At 61.5% G+C, this 24,112-nt stretch carries 14 protein-coding genes; 7 read left to right on the top strand and 7 right to left on the bottom strand.

The features are described from left to right. Positions 1-178: 178 nt before the first annotated feature. Both FJ404_09610 and FJ404_09605 read right to left on the bottom strand, forming a co-directional pair. Entirely contained in the window at positions 179-1,141 is a 963-nt protein-coding gene (locus FJ404_09610; GenBank protein MBM3823126.1) for an ABC transporter ATP-binding protein, read from the bottom strand. A 7-nt stretch (positions 1,142-1,148) separates the two neighbouring features. Continuing rightward, complete coding sequence (locus FJ404_09605) at positions 1,149-3,368, bottom strand: hypothetical protein (GenBank protein MBM3823125.1); 2,220 nt, start codon at positions 3,366-3,368, stop codon at positions 1,149-1,151. A gap of 210 nt (positions 3,369-3,578) precedes the next feature. On the opposite strand from FJ404_09605, the gene aroC reads away from it, so the two are divergent. Continuing rightward, entirely contained in the window at positions 3,579-4,700 is a 1,122-nt protein-coding gene (gene aroC / locus FJ404_09600) for a chorismate synthase (protein ID MBM3823124.1), read from the top strand. 17 nt (positions 4,701-4,717) lie between these two features. Further along, a complete protein-coding gene (locus FJ404_09595; protein ID MBM3823123.1) occupies positions 4,718-5,563 on the top strand; it encodes a hypothetical protein in 846 nt (281 codons plus the stop codon). Positions 5,564-5,621: 58 nt separating this feature from the next. On the opposite strand, the gene FJ404_09590 is transcribed toward FJ404_09595, so the two are convergent. Continuing rightward, a complete protein-coding gene (locus FJ404_09590) occupies positions 5,622-6,134 on the bottom strand; it encodes a GYD domain-containing protein (GenBank protein ID MBM3823122.1) in 513 nt (170 codons plus the stop codon). Between FJ404_09590 and FJ404_09585 the strand changes: the two genes are divergently transcribed. The 5 genes from FJ404_09585 to moaC all read left to right on the top strand — a co-directional run bounded on the left by FJ404_09585 (position 5,854) and on the right by moaC (position 12,364). Continuing rightward, complete coding sequence (locus FJ404_09585; GenBank protein ID MBM3823121.1) at positions 5,854-7,587, top strand: twin-arginine translocation signal domain-containing protein; 1,734 nt, start codon at positions 5,854-5,856, stop codon at positions 7,585-7,587. The genes FJ404_09590 and FJ404_09585 overlap by 281 nt on opposite strands. Before the next feature lie 28 nt (positions 7,588-7,615). Further along, a complete protein-coding gene (gene ggt, locus FJ404_09580; protein MBM3823120.1) occupies positions 7,616-9,298 on the top strand; it encodes a gamma-glutamyltransferase in 1,683 nt (560 codons plus the stop codon). A gap of 410 nt (positions 9,299-9,708) precedes the next feature. After that, the gene (locus tag FJ404_09575) at positions 9,709-11,097 is read left to right on the top strand and encodes an NAD(P)/FAD-dependent oxidoreductase (protein ID MBM3823119.1); all 1,389 of its coding nucleotides are present in this window, start codon (positions 9,709-9,711) and stop codon (positions 11,095-11,097) included. Beyond that, on the top strand, positions 11,094-11,897 hold the full coding sequence (gene panB, locus FJ404_09570) for a 3-methyl-2-oxobutanoate hydroxymethyltransferase (GenBank protein ID MBM3823118.1): 804 nt from the start codon (positions 11,094-11,096) through the stop codon (positions 11,895-11,897). The genes FJ404_09575 and panB overlap by 4 nt, the downstream gene beginning before the upstream one ends. Then, complete coding sequence (gene moaC, locus FJ404_09565; protein MBM3823117.1) at positions 11,894-12,364, top strand: cyclic pyranopterin monophosphate synthase MoaC; 471 nt, start codon at positions 11,894-11,896, stop codon at positions 12,362-12,364. The genes panB and moaC overlap by 4 nt, the downstream gene beginning before the upstream one ends. A 90-nt stretch (positions 12,365-12,454) precedes the next feature. On the opposite strand, the gene FJ404_09560 is transcribed toward moaC, so the two are convergent. The 4 genes from FJ404_09560 to FJ404_09545 form a co-directional block, all read right to left on the bottom strand. Next, positions 12,455-19,927 (bottom strand): hypothetical protein, encoded by a 7,473-nt coding sequence (locus tag FJ404_09560; GenBank protein MBM3823116.1) that lies wholly within the window; start codon positions 19,925-19,927, stop codon positions 12,455-12,457. 65 nt (positions 19,928-19,992) lie between these two features. Further along, a complete protein-coding gene (locus FJ404_09555; protein ID MBM3823115.1) occupies positions 19,993-21,249 on the bottom strand; it encodes a (Fe-S)-binding protein in 1,257 nt (418 codons plus the stop codon). Further along, a complete protein-coding gene (locus tag FJ404_09550; protein ID MBM3823114.1) occupies positions 21,246-22,238 on the bottom strand; it encodes an FAD-binding oxidoreductase in 993 nt (330 codons plus the stop codon). The genes FJ404_09555 and FJ404_09550 overlap by 4 nt, the downstream gene beginning before the upstream one ends. Before the next feature lie 115 nt (positions 22,239-22,353). After that, complete coding sequence (locus FJ404_09545) at positions 22,354-23,787, bottom strand: FAD-binding protein (protein MBM3823113.1); 1,434 nt, start codon at positions 23,785-23,787, stop codon at positions 22,354-22,356. Between the last annotated feature and the right edge of the window lie 325 nt (positions 23,788-24,112).

Genomic DNA, 24,112 nt, shown 5'->3' with positions numbered 1-24,112 from the left:
AGCCCAGACTGAATACCCAGGCACAAGAATGCCTCGAGCAACTCCGATGTGATCCCTGAATCGGCCCAAGTCGAGGTCTTCAACATTTTCAACTCAAGGGCGGGTAGCCCAGTCGCCAAGTCCCCAGCATGCGCATTCCTCGACTCACTCCCGGACGCAACCGGGGTTCGACCGATGGCTATTGCGTTTCGCCCCGGGTGACGCGAAGGAACACTTCCTCAAGACCCAGCTCGTCCTCTCGCAGCTCGATCAAACGCGCCCCTCCCCTGACCAGGGATTCCGCGACACAACTCGGATCGGTGTCGTGATCCTTCAAAGTCACCTTGATCCGGCCGTCCACGGTCTCCGTCGCCGTCACGTCCGGGCAACCTTTCAGCAAGGCCAGGGCCTGCTCCGCCTCGCTCGATACCTTCACCCAGACCATCCTGCCGGGCGCCATTTGATCGCGGACCCGCTGCACCGGCCCCGCGTAGATGAGCTTGCCCTTCTCGATGATGGCCACGCGATTGCAGAGCGTCTGCAGTTCGCTGAGAATATGCGAGCTGATGATGATGGTTTTCCCCAGCCGTTGAAGTTCTTGCAAGATGGCCATCATCTCGATGCGCGCCCGCGGATCAAGGCCGCTGGCCGGCTCATCGAGCAACAACAGATGGGGATCATGAATCAGCACCCGGGCCAGCCCAAGCCGCTGCTGCATGCCGCGGCTGAGAGCCCCGATGAGCGCGCCTTGCTTCTCGCTGAGCCCCACCAATTCGAGGACATCCTTGACGGTCTTTTCGCGCTGGGCGGAAGGAATCCGGTAACAGGCTCCGAAGAAATCCAGGTATTCTGTGACCTCCATGTCCTTGTAGACGCCAAAAAAGTCGGGCATGTATCCGATCACGTGCCGCACCGAGTCCGCGTCCCGCACCACGTCGTGGCCGAACACCTCGGCGCGTCCGCTGGAGGGAGCCAGAAAAGTGGCGAGGATGCGAAGCGTGGTGGTCTTGCCCGCGCCGTTGGACCCGATGAATCCAAACAAATCGCCTCGATTCACCGTGAGATCCAGGGCGCTCAACGCGGTCATCGCCCCATACGTCCGGCTCAAGCCGAACGTTTGCACGGCGGGTTTGTCCAGGGGAATGTCTTTCAAATTCGGCATAGTCGGTTCAGGGCTCGCCCGTGGAAATGATCATGCGGAACATCGTGTTTCGTTGGGAACGCTTCGGTTCAAAGCGGTGGATCTTCTCCACCGGAGAGTAATCGGGCACCCAGGCGAAGACCACGGCGTCCCCCCGGGCAACGTCATCCGTAAGTTCAAATCCTTCCGGGAAAACAAATCCCCCGGTTCCTCCGAATTGCTGGCCTCCAGCGCCAGACTCGAGCGACCGGCCAAAAGAAGCGGCAATCACAGGCTGGGGATTGCTGTCGAGACGGGCCGACTCGCGTCCGAACGCCTGCCGCCGCCCTTGCACCACGCCTGGAAAAACGCCGCCATTCTGCGACACGAAATCCACCAGCGACTGACCTGACTGGGCACCCAGCGTCGTAGTCACCGACTGACCGGCCGGCACCGCGCCCACCGTATAGAGGCGGCCGCGATAGGCAACATGCACATGCGCAAGATCCCGGTTCAGGTGATTGCGGAGGGTCGCGACCTTCGAATTCACTGTCCCGGCAAAATGGATCGTGACCGCGGATTCGCCCTGAAGCAGCCACTCATGCACAAAGAGTTGGCTGGTCCAAACCGGCACGAAGAGCTCCGCCATGCTGCCGTTGCCCTTCTGATCCAGGGTCAAACGCGAACTATCCGCGCCACCACCCCACCCGCCATGAAACTCTCCCCGCACCGAGGCGAATCCGTGGTTGGTCGCCGAGACCGGATACTGCGCGTTCACCGGGGAATAAAGCGACGCAAAGGAACGCCCGCGCAGGTCCGACTTCTCACCGTGCGGCACCGCATCCACCACGTGAAGCTCGTTGAACTCCATGTCGCCCGCACGCAGCTTGGCGGCAATGAAATAAATCAGAACGGAAAAGAACGCGACGTAGGCGGGAAAGGTCACCCACGTCCACATCTGCTTGTTGATCTTTTTCAACCAATACTGATCCAACGGTCCGATCACCACCAGATACACCACGAGCAGCAAAAGCAGCCACTCCACAGGCAGCTTGCGCACCTGACGGCTGTCGAGCATGGCGCCGAAGATGCCGTCCGAACCCAGGCTCGCGAAAACATGCTCGGCGTTGGGGGCAAACAAAGCATTCGGCAACCCGGCGAGCCGGCTCCAAAACCAGGCGCGATTGGACCAGGACCGAAAGGGCTCGCGGTCCGGACTGAACGTCAAAAGGGTCACCGATCCGCGTCCGCGGGTCATGCTCGCCACCGCGGGAACACTTCCCACCGCCAGCAGGCTTTCCGCGCCGGCCGCGAGCTTCCCGGTTGCAAAAACCATCTCCGCTAGGTCGAACGCCCCATCGTCAGCACTGGGAGCAGGGCCCGAAAAGGCGGAATCACCCTCAGGCCCCAGCGCATTGCGGCGACCACCCGAACGGCGGATCCGCGGTTCAGGATCAGAGGATGAGGAGCGGATCCATTGATTGAAAGCGCCGTTGAGCTTCAATTGGGCGGAGCCCGTGAGCTCGATCGGAGATAACCGGCGCAGCCAGGGCGCGCCCGCCAGATCCGCCGCTTGCTCGACCCCGACCAGGAGATGTCCTCCTTGGTAAACCCACGTGATGAGCGCCGTGATTTGCGGTCCCTTCAGCTCCACCGCCCGCTCACTCGACAGGTAGAGGGCCTGCATGCCTTCCATCGCAATGGGGTTGTCCGGCAACAACTCGCTCGTGAGGCGGACCACCTTCGGCGCGCGATCATTCGCGTTGGCGGAAGTGCGGGGAAATTCCGGGCGCCCCGCCTGCGACTTGGGAATGGAGGCAAGCAGAAAAGCCGAAGCCGCAACCGTGCTCGAAAAGCGGATGTTCTGCTTGTCGGCGCGCAGATTGCCCTTTTCGTCCAGCAGCTTGGCGTCCCACGTCGCAAACCGTGTCTGTGCAAAAACCGGGAGCACGATACGCTTGCGGGTATGGGTCGGCAATTCCACCGCCACCCGGCGCATTTGTCCCGAGCCGGCTTGCGCGGTCGAAAGTTCGATGACCCCATTGAACGACGGTCCATCATTGAAGACTTCAAAAGTAACCGGGAACCAATTCCCTTCACGAATGGTCTCATCGAAGCCCGCAAAAACATCGAACTGCAGGGCGGCTCTCGCCGGAACCACGGAAAGCAAGAAGGCCAGGAATAGCCCCGCCAGGCCCACGGCCCTCAAACCAACCCCTTTTGTGAAATCGAGCGACTCAGGGAAGTCCCACTTCAGGGTCAGAGCCATCCCCCGCGCCTTGGCAGTCCTTGAAAACATGCAGTGCTGAGGGGGGTGTATAGAGGATGCGCGGGAGGGTGGCAACTTCGGAATCTACACGTGAACCCTCGATGCGCAACCCGCGCCCCGCCGTCCAAACCCGCTCCGATTCCCTCCCTCCCGAAAAGTAGGCCTCGCACTCGTTTGACCTCGCCCCGTGTTTTCCACCATGATCCGCCCATGGGCAACACCTTTGGACATCTCTTCCGCATCACCACCTGGGGTGAATCCCACGGCGGCGGCGTCGGTGTGGTCGTGGATGGATGCCCTCCCCGGCTGTCGTTGAGCGAAGCCGACATCCAACCGGACCTGGATCGCCGGCGTCCCGGCCAATCCCGCATCGTCACGCCGCGGAACGAGGCCGACCAAGTCGAGATCCTCTCAGGGGTGTTCGAAGGAAAAACCCTGGGCACGCCCATTTCCATGCTGGTGAAAAACAAGGACGCCCGATCCTCCGCCTACGATGAAATGGCCGTGAAATTCCGGCCTTCCCACGCGGACTACACTTACCAAGCCAAATACGGGATCCGTAACTGGCAGGGAGGCGGTCGCACCAGCGCGCGCGAAACCATCGGACGCGTGGCCGGCGGGGCCGTCGCCCGGAAAATCCTGCGTGAACGATACGGCGTCCAAATCGTGGGTTACGTCTCCCAAGTCCAGTCCATTTCGGCCCGCATCGATCCGGAAACCGTGCAGGCGATGGACGTGGAATCCAATATCGTCCGCTGTCCCGACTCTCGCGTGGCTCCCCGCATGATCCGCCTGATCGAGCGAGTGCGATCCGCAGGCGACACGGTGGGGGGGATCGTCGGCTGCGCCATCCGAGGCGTGCCTCCCGGATGGGGCGAACCCGTCTTCGACAGGCTGGAAGCGGACCTGGCGAAGGCGATGTTGAGTTTGCCGGCTTCGAAAGGATTTGATGTGGGTTCCGGCTTCAACGGACTGGCGTTAACCGGCCTGAAGCACAACGACTTGTTCCGCAACCGTGGCGGCAAAGTGATCACCCTCTCCAACCGTTCCGGCGGCATCCAGGGCGGGATCAGCAACGGGGCCACGATCTATTTCCGCGTCGCCTTCAAACCCGTGGCCACCGTCATGCACGAACAGTGGACGGTCGATGTCCAGGGCCGCAACGCGAGCCTGAAAGGCAAAGGCCGGCATGATCCCTGCGTGCTCCCTCGTGCCGTGCCCATGGTGGAAGCGATGGCGGCCTTGGTCTTGGTGGATCACGCCTTGCGGCATGAAGCCCAATGCGGACCCGCGCCGGCCAAGCCTGTCCGGCCCGGAAAAATCAAAGAATAACCATGCGCGCGACAATCGTGAAACTTTGGCTTCTCGCCCTGGGGGTGGCAGGTTGCGGACTTGGGAATGCTTCGGCCGCTTCAACTCGCGGCGCCATCGGCTCCATCACGCTCGACTGGGACAAGAACTATCTCCAAGTCTCGGCGCCCAGGCTCCCGGGTGGCCCCGTGCGAATCCTCTGGTGGGAAGCCTTTTGCCGCAAAGGCTCCACCCACCGCCGCTGGCAGGACACCACCATTCCCCATCGAACGGAGCTGCTGAGCCGGAGCAAGGATGGCCAGAAGATCCGCTTGCGAACCCGAGTCGAACCTGACGTTTGGGTGGAGGAATCGATCGAGGCCGGAGTGGGAGAGGTGAAGTTCGACATCGTCTTGCGCAATCGCGGGAGCCAGGCGGTGGATCTCGAATGGTGTGAACCGTGCATTCGCGTCGATCGATTCACCGGGCTGGCCCAGTCCAATTACACCGCGCGTTGCTTCATCTATGATCAACGCGGACGCGCCTGGCTCGATCGGCTCCCGCAAACGGTCGCAGCGCTCTACCGCGGCGGTCAGGTTTATGTTCCGCCTTTGATCCACACCAACGATGTCAATCCTCGACCCATCAGCGCGGTGGTGCCAGGGAACGGACTCATGGGCTGCGTCTCCGCCGACGGCAATTGGGTTCTGGCCACGGCATGGAACCGGACTCAACACCTGTTCCAAGGTGTGGTCGTGTGCATCCACAGCGATCCCCACGTCGGCGGCCTCGGCCCTGGAGAACGTCGCCGTCTCAAGGGACGGCTTTACTTGCTGCCCAACGATCCGGAAATGTTGCTCGAGCGTTACCGCAAAGACTTTGGGAAGCCAGGCCTCCGCTTCTGAACCTTCGGTGTCCCCTGGCGGTCTGCCTCCCCGCCATGAAATCGACTGAAGGCTTCGGTCAAACGACCAGGCTTTCAAACTCCTTGTCGATGAAGGCGCGCATCGTTTCCGTCCGCACGTAGCCCAACTCGGCAAGCCCGGCCAGGAGTCGCAGAATCTTCTGCTCGTGATCGGCCTTCAGGATCAGAACGCCGTCGTAGCGTCCCATCGTCCAGTATTGTCCCTCGACTTTCACGCCAGACCGGGCGGCAAGCTTGTCGAAGGCATGAGCGCGGGAAGTCGATTTCTTCATGTTCTTGGCCCCTTGCGCGGTGAACTTGAGCAGAGCGATGTATCGAGACATAGAATTCCTTTCCTTAAGGCGTTGCCGTGAAGGGTTCCCACTTGGGACTGGATGCCTGAGCATGCGCCTCGGAAACCCTCGTTCACGGCGTGTCGAACGATGCACCCGTCGCGCTGCGGAAGCTCCGCAGAACTTGGCTTTGCCAGGGACTGTCTTGGCATTCGAACCAGACCCTTGCCCTCGTTGGGCCATGCAACCGAGGCAACGAGCTGATCCGAGCGGAGTCATCGGTGTGTCCTCAAGTCCGATCGGGGTCGGGACGAGGGATAGAACCTCGCCCAACCCTCCGAACCGCGCCGTTCACGACGCTTCCCCGTCGCGCAAATTCCGCCCGCGCCTAACTTCTCCAACCACAGGGCAGGCCAGAAACAAGATCGTTCCTCCCTCACACCAAACCAACCTCCTCGAACGCGCCAGGCGTTCTCATTTTGCACCGGAGCGCGGCGGTGTCGCCAGCGCGGATCATCGACAACCCGCGGATGCACCCCCACGGAGCCGCCCGTGCATCCCGATGTTGCCGGTGATGCAGGGAGGGCGCGTCCGTCCCGGCGCGCCGCCGGAGCATGATGTTTTGCATCCCGTGGGCGGCGGGCTGGGACAGGCCCGCCCTACCAACAACATCGGGATACACGGCGGAGCCGCGGAATCGCCGCCTTGTCCTTTCCATTTCCCCACTCGTCCACTACGCTGCCTCCTACGATTCATGATCCACACCTCCCCACAATCTCGCCGGAAATTCCTGCAGACCGCCGCCTTGACCGCTCTCGCGGCCGGATGCCGGACCAAGCCTACACCCGCCTCGCGAGTCATCCACCCCTCGGATCCTTTGGTCATCATCGATACGCATACCCACTTCTACGATCCGAGCCGTTCAGAGGGTGTTCCCTGGCCGTCCAAACTCGATCCGTTCCTTTATCGCACCGTACTCCCCCGACATTACAAGGCCCTCCCCCTGCCCCAGCCTGTCGCCGGCACCGTGGTGGTCGAAGCCAGTCCGTGGATCGAGGACAATCAATGGATCCTCGACCTCGCCGCCGAGGATCCCTTCATCGTCGGACTCGTGGGGAACCTTCCGGTCGGAGACCCCACCTTCCCAGCCCATCTCAAGCGATTCTCCCGTAATCCTCTGTTTCGCGGCATTCGCATCGGCACGGACCGCCTCAAGAAATCGCTATCGGACCCCTCCTCCGCCGCCCACTTCAGGCAGCTCGCCTCGCGCAATCTTTCACTCGACCTTCTCATCGGCCCTGGAGACCTCCCGTTTGTAGCTCAACTCGCGTCCCGGCATCCCCGGCTACGCATCATCGTCGATCATGTGTCGAATGTTCCCATCACGAGCGAGCCACCGCCCGCCGGGTGGGTGGATGGGATCTCCCGCGCTTCCGAGCACGAGAATGTGTTTTGCAAAGCCTCGGGCCTCGTGGAAGGCACAGGACGTTCCAACGGCCAGGCGCCGTCCGACGCCCAGTTCTATGATCGCGTCCTCAGCCATGTGTGGAACTCCTTCGGATCGGATCGGCTGATTTACGGAAGCAACTGGCCCGTGAGTGAACGCTTTGCCCCTTGCAGCACGGTTCAGTCCGTCATCCACACCTGGTTTCAAGGCAAGGGAACAGCGGCGCTCGCCAAGGTTTTTGCCGGCAACGCTTCTGTCGCCTACCTCTGGAAATCTCGAGGTTGATTCGATCCATTGGGCATTGCCGTTCACCATGACATCCACTCGAACCTTGCTTGGACTGGGGTGTTTCGTCGTTGCCATCCACCTCCAGGCGTCCTCGAAGCCTCAACCATTCTTACATGGCGCGGTGGTCTCACAGGATCGCATCGCCTCGCAGGTCGGAGCCGAAATCCTCAAGTCAGGTGGCAACGCCATCGACGCGGCGGTCGCCACTGCTTTTGCCCTGGCGGTAACTCATCCTGCGGCCGGCAATATTGGAGGCGGTGGATTCCTTCTTTACCGCCCTGCCTCAGGATCTCCTGTGGCCTACGACTTCCGCGAAATGGCCCCCGCCTCCAGCCACGAGGGCATGTTCCTCGTCAACGGACGCTACGACGAAAAGATCCATCACAGGGGCCACGCCTCCGCAGGAGTTCCCGGCACGGTGTCCGGGCTCCATCTTGCTTGGGAAGATCACGGCCGATTGCCCTGGAAACATCTGCTCATCCCCGCGGCACGCCTCGCCCGGGAAGGCTTCACCGTTTCCCCCTGGCTCGCCGGCTCTCTGCGCAGCGTGCTCACCAACATGGCTCCCTATCCCGCCTCCGTCGCCCAATTCTCCCGGCGAGGACAGCCCTTTCAACCGGGCGAAACACTCAAGCAGCCAGATCTCGCCCGCACGTTGGACCGCATTGCCCGCCAGGGCCCGCCTGGATTTTACCAGGGCAAGACCGCCGATCTCATTGTGAGTGAAATGCGCCGTCACGGAGGGCTGATCACACATCAAGACCTGGCCCACTACAGGGCCATTCGACGAGATCCCATCCGCATCGAGTATCGAGACTTCGAGATCTACTCGATGCCACCGCCCAGTTCCGCCGGCGTCACCCTCGCCCTGGCTCTCAACATTCTTGAAGGTTACAACCTCAAGGGCGCGGGGCGCGGATCCGCCCAAACCCTTCACTGGACCGCGGAGGCCTTGCGACGCGCCTTTGCCGAGCGCGCCCAGCACCTGGGGGACCCTGAATCCAATCCTGGCATGCCTCTCGATCGGCTGCTTTCCAAGGCGTACGCCGCAACGTTGCGCTCCACGATCCGTGACGAGGTCGCCGCCATCTCCGATCCGGCTCGCAAGGAATGGACCGGTGAAAGCCTCGACACCACCCATGTGTCGGTGCTGGATCGCGATCGCAACGCGGTCGCACTCACCTACACGATTGAGCAAAGCTACGGGTCGATGATCGTGGTTCCCGGAGCCGGCTTTTTGCTCAACAACGAGATGGGAGATTTCAATCCCGGTCCGGGCTTAACCCGAAGCCAAGGATCCATCGGCACCCGGCCCAATCTGGCCGCCCCGGGCAAGCGCATGCTCTCGAGCATGAGTCCCACCCTTGTCGTGCAGAATAGGAAAACCGTGCTCGCGACGGGAAGTCCGGGCGGGCGCACCATCATCAGCACCGTTTTGGGAACCTTGATTCACATCATTGACTTTGGACTCAATGCGCAGGAGGCAGTGGATGCCGCCCGTTTTCATCATCAATGGCTGCCCGACAAGTTTTATCTGGAGCGGGACGGTTTCAGCCCCGACACACTGGCTCTACTGAAATCCCGCGGACACCGTCTTGAATTCGTGGGATCGCAAGGCGCCGCGCAGGTCATCGCCGTCTCCACCAACAACGTCCTCGAGTGCGCCGCCGATCGCCGTGCCCCGGATAGCGCGGCGGCGGGGTATTGAACCTCCCGACTTTCTTGATGGTGAAGTTAGTCATGAGGTTGAAGAATCGTCACCTCCCATCTTGGACTCGCATTGGGACGAGGAACCACGCCGGGAGGGCTGCGTTCCACCGCAGCCCATCTTGATCACCCTCTGAAAACGTGGGACGGCGGTGGAACGCCGCCCTCCCGGAACCGAGGTGCATGGACACCTCGGGAGATCCGCATGCACGCCGTGGTTGCCCTGGGCAATCGTCCCCCAACAACGAAGTGATTCTGCTCGGTCTGCTGCGACTGCCTTTCAGCACCGTCGCGCTCCGCGGCTGCGTCACCGGCTCGCAGACCGCACGACTCTGCCAACAACTCATGCCTGCAACCCGGAGGCCTTGGTGAGTGCATATTCTGTTGGCCTCCGGCCTGCGGGCGGCGATAATGCCGAGTGTGGATCGCACCGACTTCTATGACGTCGTCGTGCTGGGTGGAGGCAGCGCGGGTTACGCCGCCGCCCGCACCGCTTATGCCCAGGGCCGGAAGGTGGCCGTGGTGGAAGGAGCGGCGGAGGTCGGCGGATTGTGCATCCTGCGCGGTTGCATGCCCACCAAAGCGTTGCTTCAGGCCGCCGAAGTGCAGCACCTCGTGCGCAAATCGCCCTTGTGGGGCGTGCGAGGCAAAGCCGGCCCGCCCAATTTCCGGGCGGTCATGGCTCGAAAAGATTTCTTGATCGAAGACTTTGCCCGTTATCGCCGTGATCAACTCACCGATGGACGCTTCGATTTTCTTCGCCACGCGGCACGCTTTCGCAACCCGTCGGAAATTGAGTTGGACTCCGGGAGGGTCATTCGCGCCTCCTCCTTCATCATCGCCACGGGCAGCACCCAGGCCGTGCCGGACCTGCCCGGGCTTCGGGAGGCGGGGTACTGGACGAGCGACGACGCCCTGGCCCTGCGCAAACTTCCGAAATCGATCCTCGTGCTGGGGGGAGGAGCGGTCGCTGTGGAATTCGCCCAATTTTTCGCCCGCATGGGTGTCGAGGTGACGCTGGTGCAGCGCAGTGCGCAACTGCTCAAGGATTTCGATCCCGACGCGGCCGACGTTTTGCTTCAAGTTTTTCAAAGGGAGGGAATGCGCGTTTATACCCGCACCCGCTTGCAATCGGCCGGCCGCACGCAGGACGGAGCGCGGTTCGTGGAATTCTTGCACGAGGAAAAGCTCGTTCGGGTGGAAGCCGAGCAGATCCTGTTCGCCCTCGGACGGATGCCCGCCACCCAAAGTCTGGAATTGGAGAGGGCGGAGGTGGCCACCGACTCGGGCCGGATCAGGACGAATGCCGAGATGCGGACCACCCAACCGCATATCTTCGCGGCGGGTGATTGCACCGGCCCGTTCGAAATCGTCAATGTCGCCATCCAGCAGGGGGAAATCGCCGCCTGGAATGCCTCGCATCCGGATCGTCCGCGCTCGATCGATTACCGCCTGGTCAGCCACGTGGTTTTTACAGACCCTCCGTTGGCCATGACGGGCATGACCGAAACGAAGGCTCAATCGATCGGCATGGCGGTTCGCACCGCCCGTTACCCTTTTTCGGACCATGGCAAATCGATGATCATGGACGCCCTCGACGGATTCGTGAAACTGCTGACCGACGCCACCAATGGCGAGATTGTCGGAGCTTGCTGCGTGGGGCCGATGGGAGGCGAACTGATCCATGAGATCGTCGTGGCGATGTCCCAGCACCTGACCGCGGCCCAACTGGCGGCGATTCCCCACTACCATCCAACCCTGGCTGAAATCTGGACTTACCCCGCAGAAGAACTTTCATGAGTTCGCCGAAAATCACCGCCGATGAAATCCGCCGTTGGAAAGGCCATCGCAGGATCGCCGCCCTCACCGCCTACGACTACCCCACCGCCAGATTGCTGGATGAATCAGGCATTCCGGTCATTCTGGTCGGCGATTCCCTCGGCATGATGGTCCTCGGTTATCCCGATACCACTCATGTGACGTTGGAGGACATGGAGCATCACGTTCGGGCCGTATCCCGCGCGCGCCCCTCCGGACTGATTGTCGCCGATCTTCCAATCGGAACTTATGATTCTCCCCACGCCGCGCTCGCTCACGCGCGGCGCCTCGTGGCGGCCGGTGCCGCCGCCGTCAAAGCCGAGGGAGGAAGAGCCATCGTGGATTCCGTTCGCGCCATCGTTGCAGGAGGCATCCCCTACATGGGCCACTTGGGCATGCTTCCGCAAAGCGTCCTCGAGGAAGGGGGTTACAAGATCAAAGGCCGCTCGGAAATTGAACATCAGGCGTTGCTCGAAGACGCGCGAGCCTTGGAGAAAGCGGGCGCTTTTTCCATGGTGCTCGAATTGGTCACCCCGCCCGTGGCCGAAGAAATCACCGCCCGTTGCAGCATCCCCACGCTCGGCATTGGCTGCCGTACCGCCTGCGATGGCCAGATTCTGGTCATGCACGATCTGGCGGGTCTGTTTCCCTGGTTCACGCCCCGGTTCGTCACTCCCATGGCCTCCTGCGCGGCCGAAATGCGCCGTGCCTTCACCCAGTGGCGAAGGGAAGTGGAGTCCTCTCCCTCGCCGCCCGCAGCCCAGCCGCCCTCAACACCATGAAGACGTTCACCCACCTCGATGCCACCGGCGAAGCCCGCATGGTGGACGTTACGCGCAAACCCCCGATGTCGCGCGAAGCCGTGGCCGAAGGCCAGATTCGACTTTCGCCTGCCACGCTCGAACTCATTGAATCCAACTCGATTGCTAAGGGAAACGTCCTCGCCACCGCGCGACTCGCCGGAATCATGGCCGCCAAGCGCACCGGCGAATGGATTCCGCTTTGCCATCCCCTGGCCCTGACCGGCTGTGAAGTTGGATTCGAGTTTCCGAGCACCCGGGATCGCATCGTGATTCGCGCCTCCACCCGCGTCGTGGGCCCCACCGGCGTCGAAATGGAAGCCCTCACCGCCGTCGCCGCGACCGCTCTGTCGATCTACGACATGTGCAAAGCGGTGGATAAAGCGATGGAAATCGGGTCCATCCGATTACTCTCCAAAACCAAGGAGCCTTTTCAACCTCCCGACTAACTTGATGCTGAAGTTACTCACCGTTCCGCACCCGGCCCGGCGGAGTTTTCTTGCTGGAAAAGGCAGTTGATCTCCACCGTCCCTCGCCTCTCACTCAGGGCGAGCCAGAATTCGAAAGTACTTTTCCCGTCCCGCAACAGCACCGGCTGAAAGAGACCCAACCTCATCGGTTCCATCTCGCGAGAACGTCCCCACGAGGTTCCATGGTCCGGCGACATTCCCGGCGCTTTCCAAGACCACCGCGCGCACCGCGCCGGTCCGCACGCGCAAGACCAACTGGCCTTGCTCAATCACGATCGACTCCAGCCGGAACACACTGGAACCATTGCGTGGATCCGTCCCTACGCGAAACTCTTGGAGGGCCGTCAACCCGTCGCCATCCCGGTCCGAAAGAGCATCGGACGGATCGAGCGGGTCCAGTCCAAACGCCGATTCCCACGCGTTCGGAAGTCCATCCCCGTCGGAATCTGTGCCGGCTCCACCGCCGGTCCCGGCCTTCCCGGGCGAGGGCGTGGCGGCTCTCCAATTCAAAGGCTCATTCGCCAGTTCCGAAAACGAAACGCGATGAATGGATTGTCCGGTTCCATTGGCGCCAAGAGGCCAGGGCGCACCGGGCAAGTAGACAAGGCGCTCCACGAGGACGTAAGGCACAAAGCCCGCATCCGGATGAGGCGGCAACTGAGGCGGATCCGGCTTGTAAAGTCCGATTTCGTCGCCGGAGTTTCCCAACTTCCCAACCAGCGGACCAAACAGTCGGACGGTGGCCGGAATCTGATGCTGGCTCCGGAAGGCGGACTCAACGCTCGCGCTGGTCGCCGGGTCGAAATTGACCAGCAACACGGTTTCGTCTGGAGCCAGCGTGACATTGGCGGGGAACGTGAACCCCACCCCTCCGTTCACTTTCCAGCGGTTGTCCGGGTTCAAGGGATCGAACAAGGAAGCCGGAGCGGAGGAACGATTCCAGAGCTCCACGAACTCGTCGGTGACATTATCCACGCCGGCCCGGGCAGGCGGGTGATAGTGGATTTCACTAATCCCGATAGGCCCCAAGAGAGGGGGCGCGTTCGCCGCCCCCCGGCCCTGGCGGAATTGCTGCAAGGTGGCCGGGTCGTCGGATCCGAAACTGAGTCTGCTGGAAGGGACGAATTCGAATCCTGCGCTCGTGGGATAACGCGCGAAGGAAACCCCGTTGGCCGAGGCTCCGAACGACCCCGACACGCGAAACCCAGTGAGATTTCCGGCTGCATCCGCGGCGCTGAGATAGATTTCGTCGCCATGCGCGGAATTCAACGTAAAGGCCGAGGATGACCCCGCTCCACCGTCCAATTGAAACCCATAAAAAACCACGTAGCCTTGAGCGGGCACCACCGTCCCGGCTGAAATCTTGAACTTCTTGAGATCCTGATCTGAATCGCTCAGGAACCAACCCCCGATGTCTTGAGGCAAGGATGTGGGGTTGTAGATTTCCACCGCGTCCTCCAGGGGTGGGTCGGTGTGGGCCAAAACCTCGTTGATCACCAGGGGCGGCAGTTGAAAATTGCTCGTGCCCGGCGTGCCCGAACCCGGAAAAGAAATGATGGTCGCGGAGCCATCAGGCAGCCTTCCTTGGGAGATGCCCGACCTCTGCGATCCAAAACTCAGCTGATCCACCACGGCTCCCGAAGCGTCAGACAGCACCAACGTTTCGCCGGACGCCGAAAGTCTGAAGGCCAAGTGATCCCCCCCGCGTTGGACCGCGTCATCGGCCTCGAACCGCACGAATGCGTTCGTGCCGGTTCCGATGAACGAAAGTGCGGGAAGAACGGAGAGCCGGGGACGGGCGGAGTCGTCGCTCAAGGCCATGCCGCCCAGGTCAACCGGAAGGGAATTTGGATTGTAAAGCTCCAGCCAGTCATCTCCAGACGTCGGACTCGCCATCCATTCGTTGATCTTCAGTCTCTTGGGGTCTCCCAACGGAGTGGCGACATTGGCAGCACCGGATGTGAGCAGGCCCAGTTTCCATTCGCCCGCCGCGTTGGGCAGCCTGGAAAGGGAGAACCCGGTCGTTTGCAAACCATAGCGAACGGAATCAAGCAAGGCGCTTCCCTCTTCCGGTCGATCGAAGACCAGCACCACCCCACCACTCGCCTTGAGGCCGAAGCCGGTATTGACTTCGCTCGGGAGTGCACTGCCATCGCATTGAACGGTCCAGTACCCCCCGGGCAAGATGCGCTGTCCGGCGGGAATGACATATCGCCTCGGGCGCGCCGTGTCGTCGCTGAGCGAGAGTCCGGATAGATCCAGGGTTCCCGTGGAGGGATTGTGGAGCTCGATCCATCCGACCGAAACGCCAGGGGCGGGGTAAACTTCATTGAGAATGACTTGGGTGGCTGCAGCCGTAGGAGGATTGGCGACTTGCCGGGCTTTTAAAGCCAGACCGAAAACCAAGTCGGATGAGCCTGTGGCGGCTTGGTGAACTTCCACCGCCAGCGTGTTTTCGCCTGCCCGCAGAATCCGTTTCGGCAATTCAAAAGGACCCTCCAACGACGCTGTGGCCACGCGGCGAGCCGCCGGAGTGGATGAGGAAATCGGACCGGAAGGCATGCCGTGCCGCAGAATCTCGACCCCATTCAGATAAGCGACCAATCCATCATCGACCAAGACTTCCGCCTGCAATGGGAATTCCACCACAGGGGAAGGCGCCGAAAACCGGGACCGGAAATAGGCCGTGGTTCCTGTCGCGGGAATGAGGCTTGCTCCCGCGGGCAGGATCGAGGAAGGGTTGGCATACAATACACCCGCTTGGACGGGCCAAGTGCTGTCGTTGAATTCAGGGTTCCGCCAACCGGCCTCGGCTTCGAGCCCCCGAGTTTCATAACTCCAAAGGTTCGTGAGGGCGACCAGCCCGGTGAACAGACCCACAACGGATCGATTGATTCTTATCATAGGATTGCCACTTCCAGGCGTAGGTTGATTGAAATACGCCATGGATTCCGCCCCATCCGGGCTTCGTCCCTCGGAAATGCCAGCACGCTGCGCGCCAAAGGTGATTCCATCCACCTTCTCGAGCCGTGGATCGAAGAGCGCAATCTGGCCTCCGGAATGAGAGAGATCGAAGCCGAGGTCTTGACGCGAACCACCCATCGCGGGATCCGAGCTAAAAGTCAGGCGCCCCCGCGCCTCCAGAAAGGTCAAATCCCGGATGCGCGTCCGGTCGGGCCTCCCGGCCGGGGCATCCGAAAACCAGCAACCTCCGAGATCCACCGGCAACCGCGAGGGATTGAACAACTCGACGAAGCCGGCTTCCAATGCTGTTCCCGCCTTCCATTCATTCAACCGAAGTTCCCGGACCGATCCGACCCGCGCAACCTGATTGGGCTTCCCGGGTGTGCGATCGTGCAAGCCCCAAGTCCCTCGTTCATCTCGACCCGCGGAATACTCCTCCAATTGCGCACCGAATTCGACCGCATCCCATTCGACCGCCACGCCATTCGTCCAGCGGAACAACCGTAGGCTGTCCCCCCGGCGATCGAGCGACAGGGTCCAAGCACCGGCTCCCGCGCCCGACAGGCTGCGCTTATTGAACGAGACGATTTCCTCGGGCTTCAGCATCAATCCCGCGGGAAAACGCATCTTTCCAGGACTCATCTCGTCGTCGGAAAGACTGTATTCATCAAGAAGCACCGGCAAAGGGCCGTCATTGAAAAGCTCCACGAACTCGGGCGACTTCGGACTGCCCGCCGCCCCAACCTCGTGAATCCGCAAGCGTCCCGCTCCGGGGTCCACCCGCCACGCTTCGGACACAACCGCCTCTTCCTCCCGCATCCAGCGTCCGGCCCAATCACGGGCCAGGATCCGGATCTGATGCGGCCCCGGGGAAAGACCCTCCAAGACCAGCAGGGCTTGCATGGATTGGGGCTCGCTCCAAGCACCTTGATCCAATCGATAGCGGTAATGGATAAAACCCGGCCCCACCACCCGGAACGCCGCTCTCGATCGCCAAGTGGTGCCCGACGGACCGCCGGTCAGTATCGGCCCGCGCGGAACATCCGCGCCCAAATTCAGCCCGCCGGCTGCCATGCCCAGAGCAGGCGAATCCGCTCTCAACCGCAATGCCGAACGCAAGGTGTTCGTCGTCACCGAATCCAGGTTGGCTTCGATAAAAAGCGGATCTTCTCGAAGCGTGTTCACCGCTGCCACGGGAAGATTCGTTCCCGACAAGAGGTTGTTTCGCACCGTGAGAACGGTGGTTCCGAATTGAGGATGATCGACATAGACATCCTCGAAATTCACGGGCGTTTGCCAGACGATGTTGCCTTCCACCCAAGCGCCGCGACCGGGAAAGACTCCCTCGGTCGCCCGCCTCCCCGGTTCGTCGAACTGCATACCCGACTTGGTCATCCTCAAGGCCGTGTTGTGCAACAGGGTGTAAAAATTACCCTCCTTCGCCATCGCCATGTGGTCGCAATCGAGAAAGTAATTGCGGAGGATGAGGATTTCCGACGCGTTCCCCAGATGCCACCCGCCCGACACGGCGCTGGAAGTATCCACCACGGAAACCGATTGATGAGCGTGGGCGAACACATTGCCCTCCACCCAAGCGTCGGCGCCGTCCAAGTCAAGAATGTCGTCACTGGCCCCGGTAAAGACGTTGTTGAGCACCTCCAGGATGGGGCCGGGGCGCTTCCCGCCCGAAAAGTCGATGATGTCATTCAATCCACTGGTTCCGCCGAAGTGGTTTCCTTCAATCACCGCGCGACCCCCTTCCTTGATCCCCTCTCCATGAATCAACTCGGCCAGGCTCAATCCGGGAAAGTGGCAATCGGCCACGCGAAAGGAAGAATGCTGGAGCTCAAGATACTTGGCGTTCGCATGAGCAAAGCGTACGTCCACCATCTCCAATTCAGATCGATCCGCCCGGATGAATTGGCCCAAGGCACCGCCAAATTCCAGATCCGCATGGACGATTCGATTGGATTGGGCCGCATCGGAGAAGAAAATGCCGCCCCAAAAACCCAAAGATCCGGGCGGTCGCGACAATCGCACTCGTGCCTCCGGCCTGCCTTCGATCCCCAACCGCCCCTCCACGTCGATACGGACTCCCGGATCGAGGTAAACCGAAACCCCAGGTTCGATCACCAGTTCCGCCCCCGCGGGAACACGCACGTTCCCGGCAACCCGGAATGGGCCTTGTGACGCCTTCCAAACCGTCCGCCCCCCGAGGAGTCCCGACACCTCCGAGCCCGATCCATACTCGGCCCACACTTCCAAAACACGGCGAGAGACTTCCCTTGCCTCTTTGTCCAGAGCAAGCACGAGGACGGAGTTCAATCCGGGAGCCATGGGCACCCGGGCGATCTCCCAACGCGCCCCGAGCGGATTCCACAATGCGGATTCGCCGTTGACTCGCACTTGCACGGTGAACCCCGCGGGCGCCGTTCCCGCCAGAGCCACCGTGGTCTCGCTCGTATGAACGTATCCCTGCTTCATGGGCAGCTTGTGTTGGATCTCGATTTCCCGAGGCAGGCGGGATCGCACGAAGGTTGTCCGCGCCGCGTTGAATGCCAAAATGGACTCCACCACGGATCCCGGCACCAACCCGCCGATCATTCGTTCCACCGCGTTCGTCAGGTGAGACGGTGAAAAGGTGGTGTTCATGAGCCGGTCCAGTGCCTGATAGTACCGGGCGCAAAACTCCGGATGCCGCATGAAGCGGGCCATCACCGGATTGGCTGCCATCCGGAACAAATCGTCTCCGATGACACCCGGAGTGTCCCCGCCACCCAGGATGGTATCCAGATCGTAAGGAATGACCCTGAATCGCCGGTCCACCACTCCGCGGTACAAAAAATAATCGTCCCCGGCTCCCGCCCCGTTGTTGGCGTTGGCCAGATTGGTTTCTTTGTTGTCCAGCAGCGTTTCCACAGCGAAATAATCGATCAAAGCATCCACGTTCAGCACCCGCCGCACGGCCTCGGCGTATTCCGCGTCGGAACTCCCGTGCAAGACCCGGGTCAACTCGATCAAGTCGCCCCATTGATCTTCGCTGACCCGGGTTTGCTTGAAATAATTGGTGCGGTAGGGATCAGGGTCCTCCCCCTGATAACGCAGGTTCGCTCCGCCCTCCCGATCGACCCGAATGCCGCGATAGACATTCCCGGCGCCGTCTCCCGGAAAATGCCGACCCGCAAAATTCTCGTCGATCACCTCGCTCGCCGCATGGAAACCGTGGGAGGGGGCCGCGGAAATCGCCACCGCGGCTCCGTTCCACCGGAGCGATACCGGAAGCACGTGCTGCGCGACCATGCCGGCATGGTGATAAAGATCCGCCGCCAAAACCTGCAAATGCGGGTTCTGCCCGTTCAAGTTCAGCGCTTCAACTCCATTCCACCATTCGTCCGACCGGAAATTGATGCGAAAACTCTGAGGCTGCCGGGCCTGGCTACCGTTCCCCCGGTTCCGCACCGACACGCCGTATCGGCAAGCGATTCCATCGCCGTCAATGCTGATCCAAGTCGCATTAAATTGAGCGTGACTGGCGGACGGATTCGGATCGGGAAAAGGACTGGACCCCGAAAAAGGAGCGTTGATCCGACGCAACCAGGCGGAGTCCGATGCCGTCAGGATGATCCGGTATTCAGGAAGTTCACGATGAGGCGAACGGTCTTCCACCTGGAACAGGGCGTTGGCCGATTGCGACCACGCTCCATCGACGAGTGCTGGAGCCGGCCATGTTCGCGACCGGCCGCCCTCATCCCTTGCCTCCACGAAAAACTCGACCACCGTCCCATGCGGAAAGGGCTCCAACTCGGCGCCCCATACCCCATCGCCCGCCCTCAAATCGCGCTGCAACCCGTCGTCGGCCATCGCCACCGATCCAAAGGCAGCCTCGCCATCCATTCGAAAATGCAACGTCAGGGACACCCCAGCGGGCCCTTCGTTACAGCGAGCCCTGATCACAACCCGGTCCTGCGAACGGGGCACGATGGGCAAATGCTCCACCTCCGAAATCAAAGGGGCCGTCCTGCTCTCCTGCACCGAGTTCACGGAGCCCGGCGTGCCGCCCTTCACCTTGCTGACGGCCCAGTTGCTGACCACGCCCACATCCGCCCCCGAGTTGATCAACTCGATCGTTCCCCCGCCCCCGTCCGCATCCGTCCGCCATTCCCATCCTCGATAGCCATGATCCACCGCTCCCAGCACTCGTGTGGCCCAGTCCCCTTCATCCGCGTAGGTCACCCGGCAATGCACATCCCCGTCCCGACTGCGTAACTCAATCGTCTCGCGCGTGTTGGAAAGGCGTCCTTTCCACGGTCCAACCGGAGAGGGTGAAGCGGGATAATGCTCCCGAAATACCACGGGATCGGCGGCCACCACCAGCCTGCCCCCTGCTGAAATACGAGTTTCCGAAAAGACAAATTCAACACCCGCTCCCAATCGCCAGCCTTTCAGCGAGACCTCCGCTTCACCCCGATTGTGCAACTCGATGAATTCTTCCCGATCATCATGGCTCGCCGGATGATACATGATCTCGCTGATGACCACGTCGCCCCGCGCGGCCATCAACCCCATCCAACAAAGCATGATCCAACTCAACCCGGCCCTCGGGGTGAGGACAACCCTGAACGCAAACGCCGTTCGGATTCGTTTCACAAATCAGCCGCCAGGACTGCTTCCGCCAGAAAATCCGCGAGATGCATGACCCGAACCTGAGGGTAACCCATGTTTCTCAATCCCGCTTCAATTTGCATCTGGCAGCCGGGATTCGAAGTCACCACGGTGAGAGCGCCTGTCGCGCCAATCTTCTCCACTTTCCGCCGCTGCAATCGGGCGGCCATTTCAAGCTCGGTCAAATTGTAACTTCCCGCGCTGCCACAACACACTTCCGCCTCCGGAAGCTCGACGTAATGTTCTCCCGCCACTTTGCGAACCCACTGCCTCGGCTGCCGGGTAATGCCCTGGGCATGGGCCAGGTGACATGCATCGTGAAAAGTCACTTTACCCCTCCGCCACGGCCCCGCCACGAAACGTGTGAAGTCCAAAACCTCCGAAAGATCCCGAACCTTGGAGGCGAACCGCCGGGCGCGTTCGCACCACTCATCCCGCTCCTCGAATAAAGAAGCATATCCTTTCATCGCGGACCCGCAGCCCGCGGCGTTCACGACGACCGCGTCCACCCTGGCTTGCTCGAAGACCTCGATGTTTCGCCGCGCACTGTCCCTTGCCAGCTCCAGCTTGCCGGCGTGCGAATGGAGCGCTCCGCAACAGGACTGAGCCGGCGGCACCACCACATTCCAACCCGATCGATTGAGCAACCGAATGGTGTGTTGATGGGTGTCGCCAAAGAGGACCTGCATGACACAGCCCGAAAGCATTCCCAGCGTTCCCTTCACTTCTCCTTCCGCCGGGGAGAAAGCAGGCAGGGTCCGCCATGAACTCTGTTTCGGCAGCAATTCGACCATCGTTCGCGCCCGTTCCGGCAGCCATTTTTCCATGCCCGCCGCGCGCAACCATTGGGCCGGGCGCAGGGCCAGGTCCATGCGCTCTGGATACGGGAACACCCGCTCGATCAACACATCGCGGAGCCACCTTTCAGGCCAGCTCCGGGTGTGGCGGCCCTCGATAAAATGCCGGGTATGTTCCAGCAATTCGCCGTAAGCCACGCCACTGGGGCAGGCCGTCTCACACGCGCGGCAACCCAGACACGTGTCGAGATGGCGAATCGGCTCGTCCGCCAGTTCCATCCGTCCATCCTGCACCGCCCGCATCAAATGAATCCGCCCGCGGGGCGAATCGTTTTCGTTGCCAGTCTCCAGATAGGTCGGACAAGAGCCCAGGCACAATCCGCAATGAACGCAAGCCATGGACTTCCGTTCGTCCAGAAATCTCGCAGGAATGGCACTCATGCGTCTTGATGCTTCCACAGTCCCAAGGGATCGAACGCCTCGCGCACTTCGTTCCGCAGTCGCTCCGCAACGGGATCGGGCGCGGGCCGGCCAAGTTCCAAGAAGGCCGGCTCCGGACTCCTCGCATAAACCACCCCGTCCGCGACCCGCGCCAGCCAAGCGGAGCGGCCCGCCCGCTCCAGCAACCGGAGCAAATCCGCTGGAGGGACCGATCCGCGTTGGCAAGAACCCTCTCCGCCACCCGGCACGCCTTGATGACGAAAGACCGATTCGTAATCGAGACCTTCGGGTGAAATCATCTTCAATTCAGGCAACTGCGCGGATTGCCAATCCACGGCGGGTCCGTCGCCCTCGAAAGCCACCACAACCTGGCAGCGTGGTTCCTGCAGGCCCATCAGACTCCCGCCGTAGGCGTCCAAGACCACGGGTTCCAGGGGCATTGATCTCCACCGCTCGACCGCTTCAATCATCTTGGAAACATTTGCGAACTCGTGGGTCAAATAAACCGTTTTCTCCGGCCGGGGCCGCAGACGAAAGGTCGCCGCAATGAGAATTCCCAAAGACCGTCCGCTCCCCACCCAAAGCCGGTGCAAATCAAATCCCGCCACGTTCTTCACCACACGCCCTCCCGCATGAATCAATCGGCCATCCGCCAGCAACGCCTCCATCCCGATCAAATGCTCGCGAATCGTGCCATACCCACAGCGACGTGGGCCCGACAGGTTTCTGGAAACCACGTCCTCCACAGTGACACGCTCCGGATGAACCGGATCCACCGGAATCCACTGTCCATGTGCTCCAAGCACGTCGCCCAAGGCCGACCACGCGAGCCCCGACTCGACGGTGACCGTCATGTCCTCGGGATGGTACTCGCGCACCGATTGCAGGCCGCTGACGTCGAGTTTCTCCGGCGGCACCTTGCGGGTGCAGCTTTCCACGCATTGCCGCCGCAACGATTCAAGGCTGGGAGCACTCACAGCCGTTCTCATTGTGGTGGGTAGGGCGCGTCACTCCGTGCGCGCCGCCTTTGGAAACACCCGGTTTCGGCGCGCAGCGGAGTGCGCGCCCTACCTTGATCAGTCAAAATGAGAACGGCTGGGGCACTCATGCGGCGGCTTGCTTCTTCACGGCAACATCGCCGCAACGGGCGCCGGAGGGAAACATTTTCCCCGGATTGCTCCGCAGACCCGGATCGAACACACGGCGCAAAGTGCGCATGGCATCGAGGTCGTCCGGACTGAACTGCCGCGACATGAATTCCATTTTCTCCACGCCGATCCCATGCTCGCCAGTCACGCTGCCGCCCAGTTCCACGCAGCGCTCAAGAATCTCGTTGCCGGCCTGAACCGCTCTCCGCACCTGGTCGGGATCCCGTTCATCATAAAGGATCAACGGATGCAGATTGCCGTCTCCCGCGTGGAAGACGTTCGGAATGCGCAGGCCGGACCGCTCCGACACCTCCCGAATAAAGTTCATCATTTCGGGCAGTTTCGACCGGGGCACGACCCCGTCCTGCGTCAAAAAGTTCGGACTCAACCTTCCAATCGCACCAAAAGCACGCTTGCGGCACTTCCACAAGGCGGCGCGCTCCTCGGAGGTCTTGGCGTGGCGAACTTCACGCGCGCGATTCTTCCGGCAGAGAGTGGTGACTCTCTCCACCTGCCGGTCGAGCCCGGCTTCGATGCCATCAAGTTCAATGATCAACAGTGCTCCAGCATCCAGGGGAAACCCGAAATGATAGGCGGATTCCACCGCCTGAGTGATCATTTGATCCATCATCTCCAGGGCGCCGGGCACCAAACCGTCCGCGATGATGTCGCTCACGGTCTGGCTGGCATCGCTGACGGACTCGAAAACTCCGAGCATCGTCCGGTAGGCCTGGGGCGAGCGGACCAACTTCAGCAAGACCCTGGTGACCACCCCGAACATGCCCTCGGCACCGATGGCGGCCCCGCGTAAATCCATGCCATCGTCGCGCTCGCCTTCGCCCGGACGCGTTCCCAGCCAGACCACATCGCCGTCGGGAAGCACCATCTCCAACCCCAGAACATGGTTGGTGGTGACGCCCTGCTTCAGGGTGTGGGGTCCGCCCGAATTCGTGCCCACATTGCCGCCGATGGTGCAGGCCGATTGGCTGGAAGGGTCGGGGGCGTAATAGAGGCCGAAGGGCTGGGCTGCCTGCGTCACCCAGGCATTGACGCAGCCCGCCTCAACCAAGGCCCGGCGATTGCGCGGATCCAGGTCAAGAATCCGATTCAAGCGGCTCACGCCGATCATCACCGCGTTGGAACCCGCGAGCACGCTGCCACTCAAACTGGTGCCGGCCCCGCGCGGAACGATGGGAACGCCCGCGTCGCGACAGAGCCGAACCACTCGGGCCGTCTCCTCCACGGTTCCGGGCAAAATCACCGCCCCCGGAAGATTCCTCTCCAGCGTGAAGGCATCGCACTCGTAGACCAGCAACTCCCGGGGCAAAGCCACCACCCCCGACGGACCCACAACCGAAAGGAAATCCTGAAGCAACTTGGGATGGATCACGGCACCAACGTCGTTCAACACGCCGCGACCGTACCCCAATGGCCCGGATCGTGTCGAGGCGCGCACTGAGGTTGAACGGAAGTAATCATGGGCCTTCGACCCCTTCGAGTGTGAAAAATGCGGGTTCGGTGCCCGCAATCCGAACCGCGTCGACTCGCTCCAACTGCACGAACTTCCAGGGGAAATCCCATTGCATCTGCACTCCACTAGCCTCTCGAACCATCAACGCCCTTTCGAAGACACCTCCCGAAACGGCCTTGCCTGCCTATTTCATGCACGGGACGCCCGGCGATGACACCGGGCCTCCAAACACAGAGGCAGGCGC

It is taken from the genome of Verrucomicrobiota bacterium (assembly GCA_016871495.1).
In the GTDB taxonomy this organism is placed as follows: Bacteria; Verrucomicrobiota; Verrucomicrobiia; order Limisphaerales; family VHDF01; genus VHDF01.
This window is presented reverse-complemented; position numbering and strand designations above follow the sequence as displayed.

What these genes read in the sequence shown, in the direction of transcription:
- panB (MBM3823118.1), top strand. Translation starts at nt 11,094, where the DNA reads ATGAGTTCGCCGAAAATCACCGCCGATGAAATCCGCCGTTGGAAAGGC.
- FJ404_09575 (MBM3823119.1), top strand. Translation starts at nt 9,709, where the DNA reads ATGCCGAGTGTGGATCGCACCGACTTCTATGACGTCGTCGTGCTGGGT.
- ggt (MBM3823120.1), top strand. Translation starts at nt 7,616, where the DNA reads ATGACATCCACTCGAACCTTGCTTGGACTGGGGTGTTTCGTCGTTGCC.
- FJ404_09605 (MBM3823125.1), bottom strand. Translation starts at nt 3,368, where the DNA reads ATGGCTCTGACCCTGAAGTGGGACTTCCCTGAGTCGCTCGATTTCACA.
- FJ404_09555 (MBM3823115.1), bottom strand. Translation starts at nt 21,249, where the DNA reads ATGAGTGCCATTCCTGCGAGATTTCTGGACGAACGGAAGTCCATGGCT.
- FJ404_09585 (MBM3823121.1), top strand. Translation starts at nt 5,854, where the DNA reads ATGTTCTTGGCCCCTTGCGCGGTGAACTTGAGCAGAGCGATGTATCGA.
- FJ404_09610 (MBM3823126.1), bottom strand. Translation starts at nt 1,141, where the DNA reads ATGCCGAATTTGAAAGACATTCCCCTGGACAAACCCGCCGTGCAAACG.
- FJ404_09550 (MBM3823114.1), bottom strand. Translation starts at nt 22,238, where the DNA reads ATGAGAACGGCTGTGAGTGCTCCCAGCCTTGAATCGTTGCGGCGGCAA.
- aroC (MBM3823124.1), top strand. Translation starts at nt 3,579, where the DNA reads ATGGGCAACACCTTTGGACATCTCTTCCGCATCACCACCTGGGGTGAA.
- FJ404_09590 (MBM3823122.1), bottom strand. Translation starts at nt 6,134, where the DNA reads ATGACTCCGCTCGGATCAGCTCGTTGCCTCGGTTGCATGGCCCAACGA.
- FJ404_09560 (MBM3823116.1), bottom strand. Translation starts at nt 19,927, where the DNA reads ATGCTTTGTTGGATGGGGTTGATGGCCGCGCGGGGCGACGTGGTCATC.
- moaC (MBM3823117.1), top strand. Translation starts at nt 11,894, where the DNA reads ATGAAGACGTTCACCCACCTCGATGCCACCGGCGAAGCCCGCATGGTG.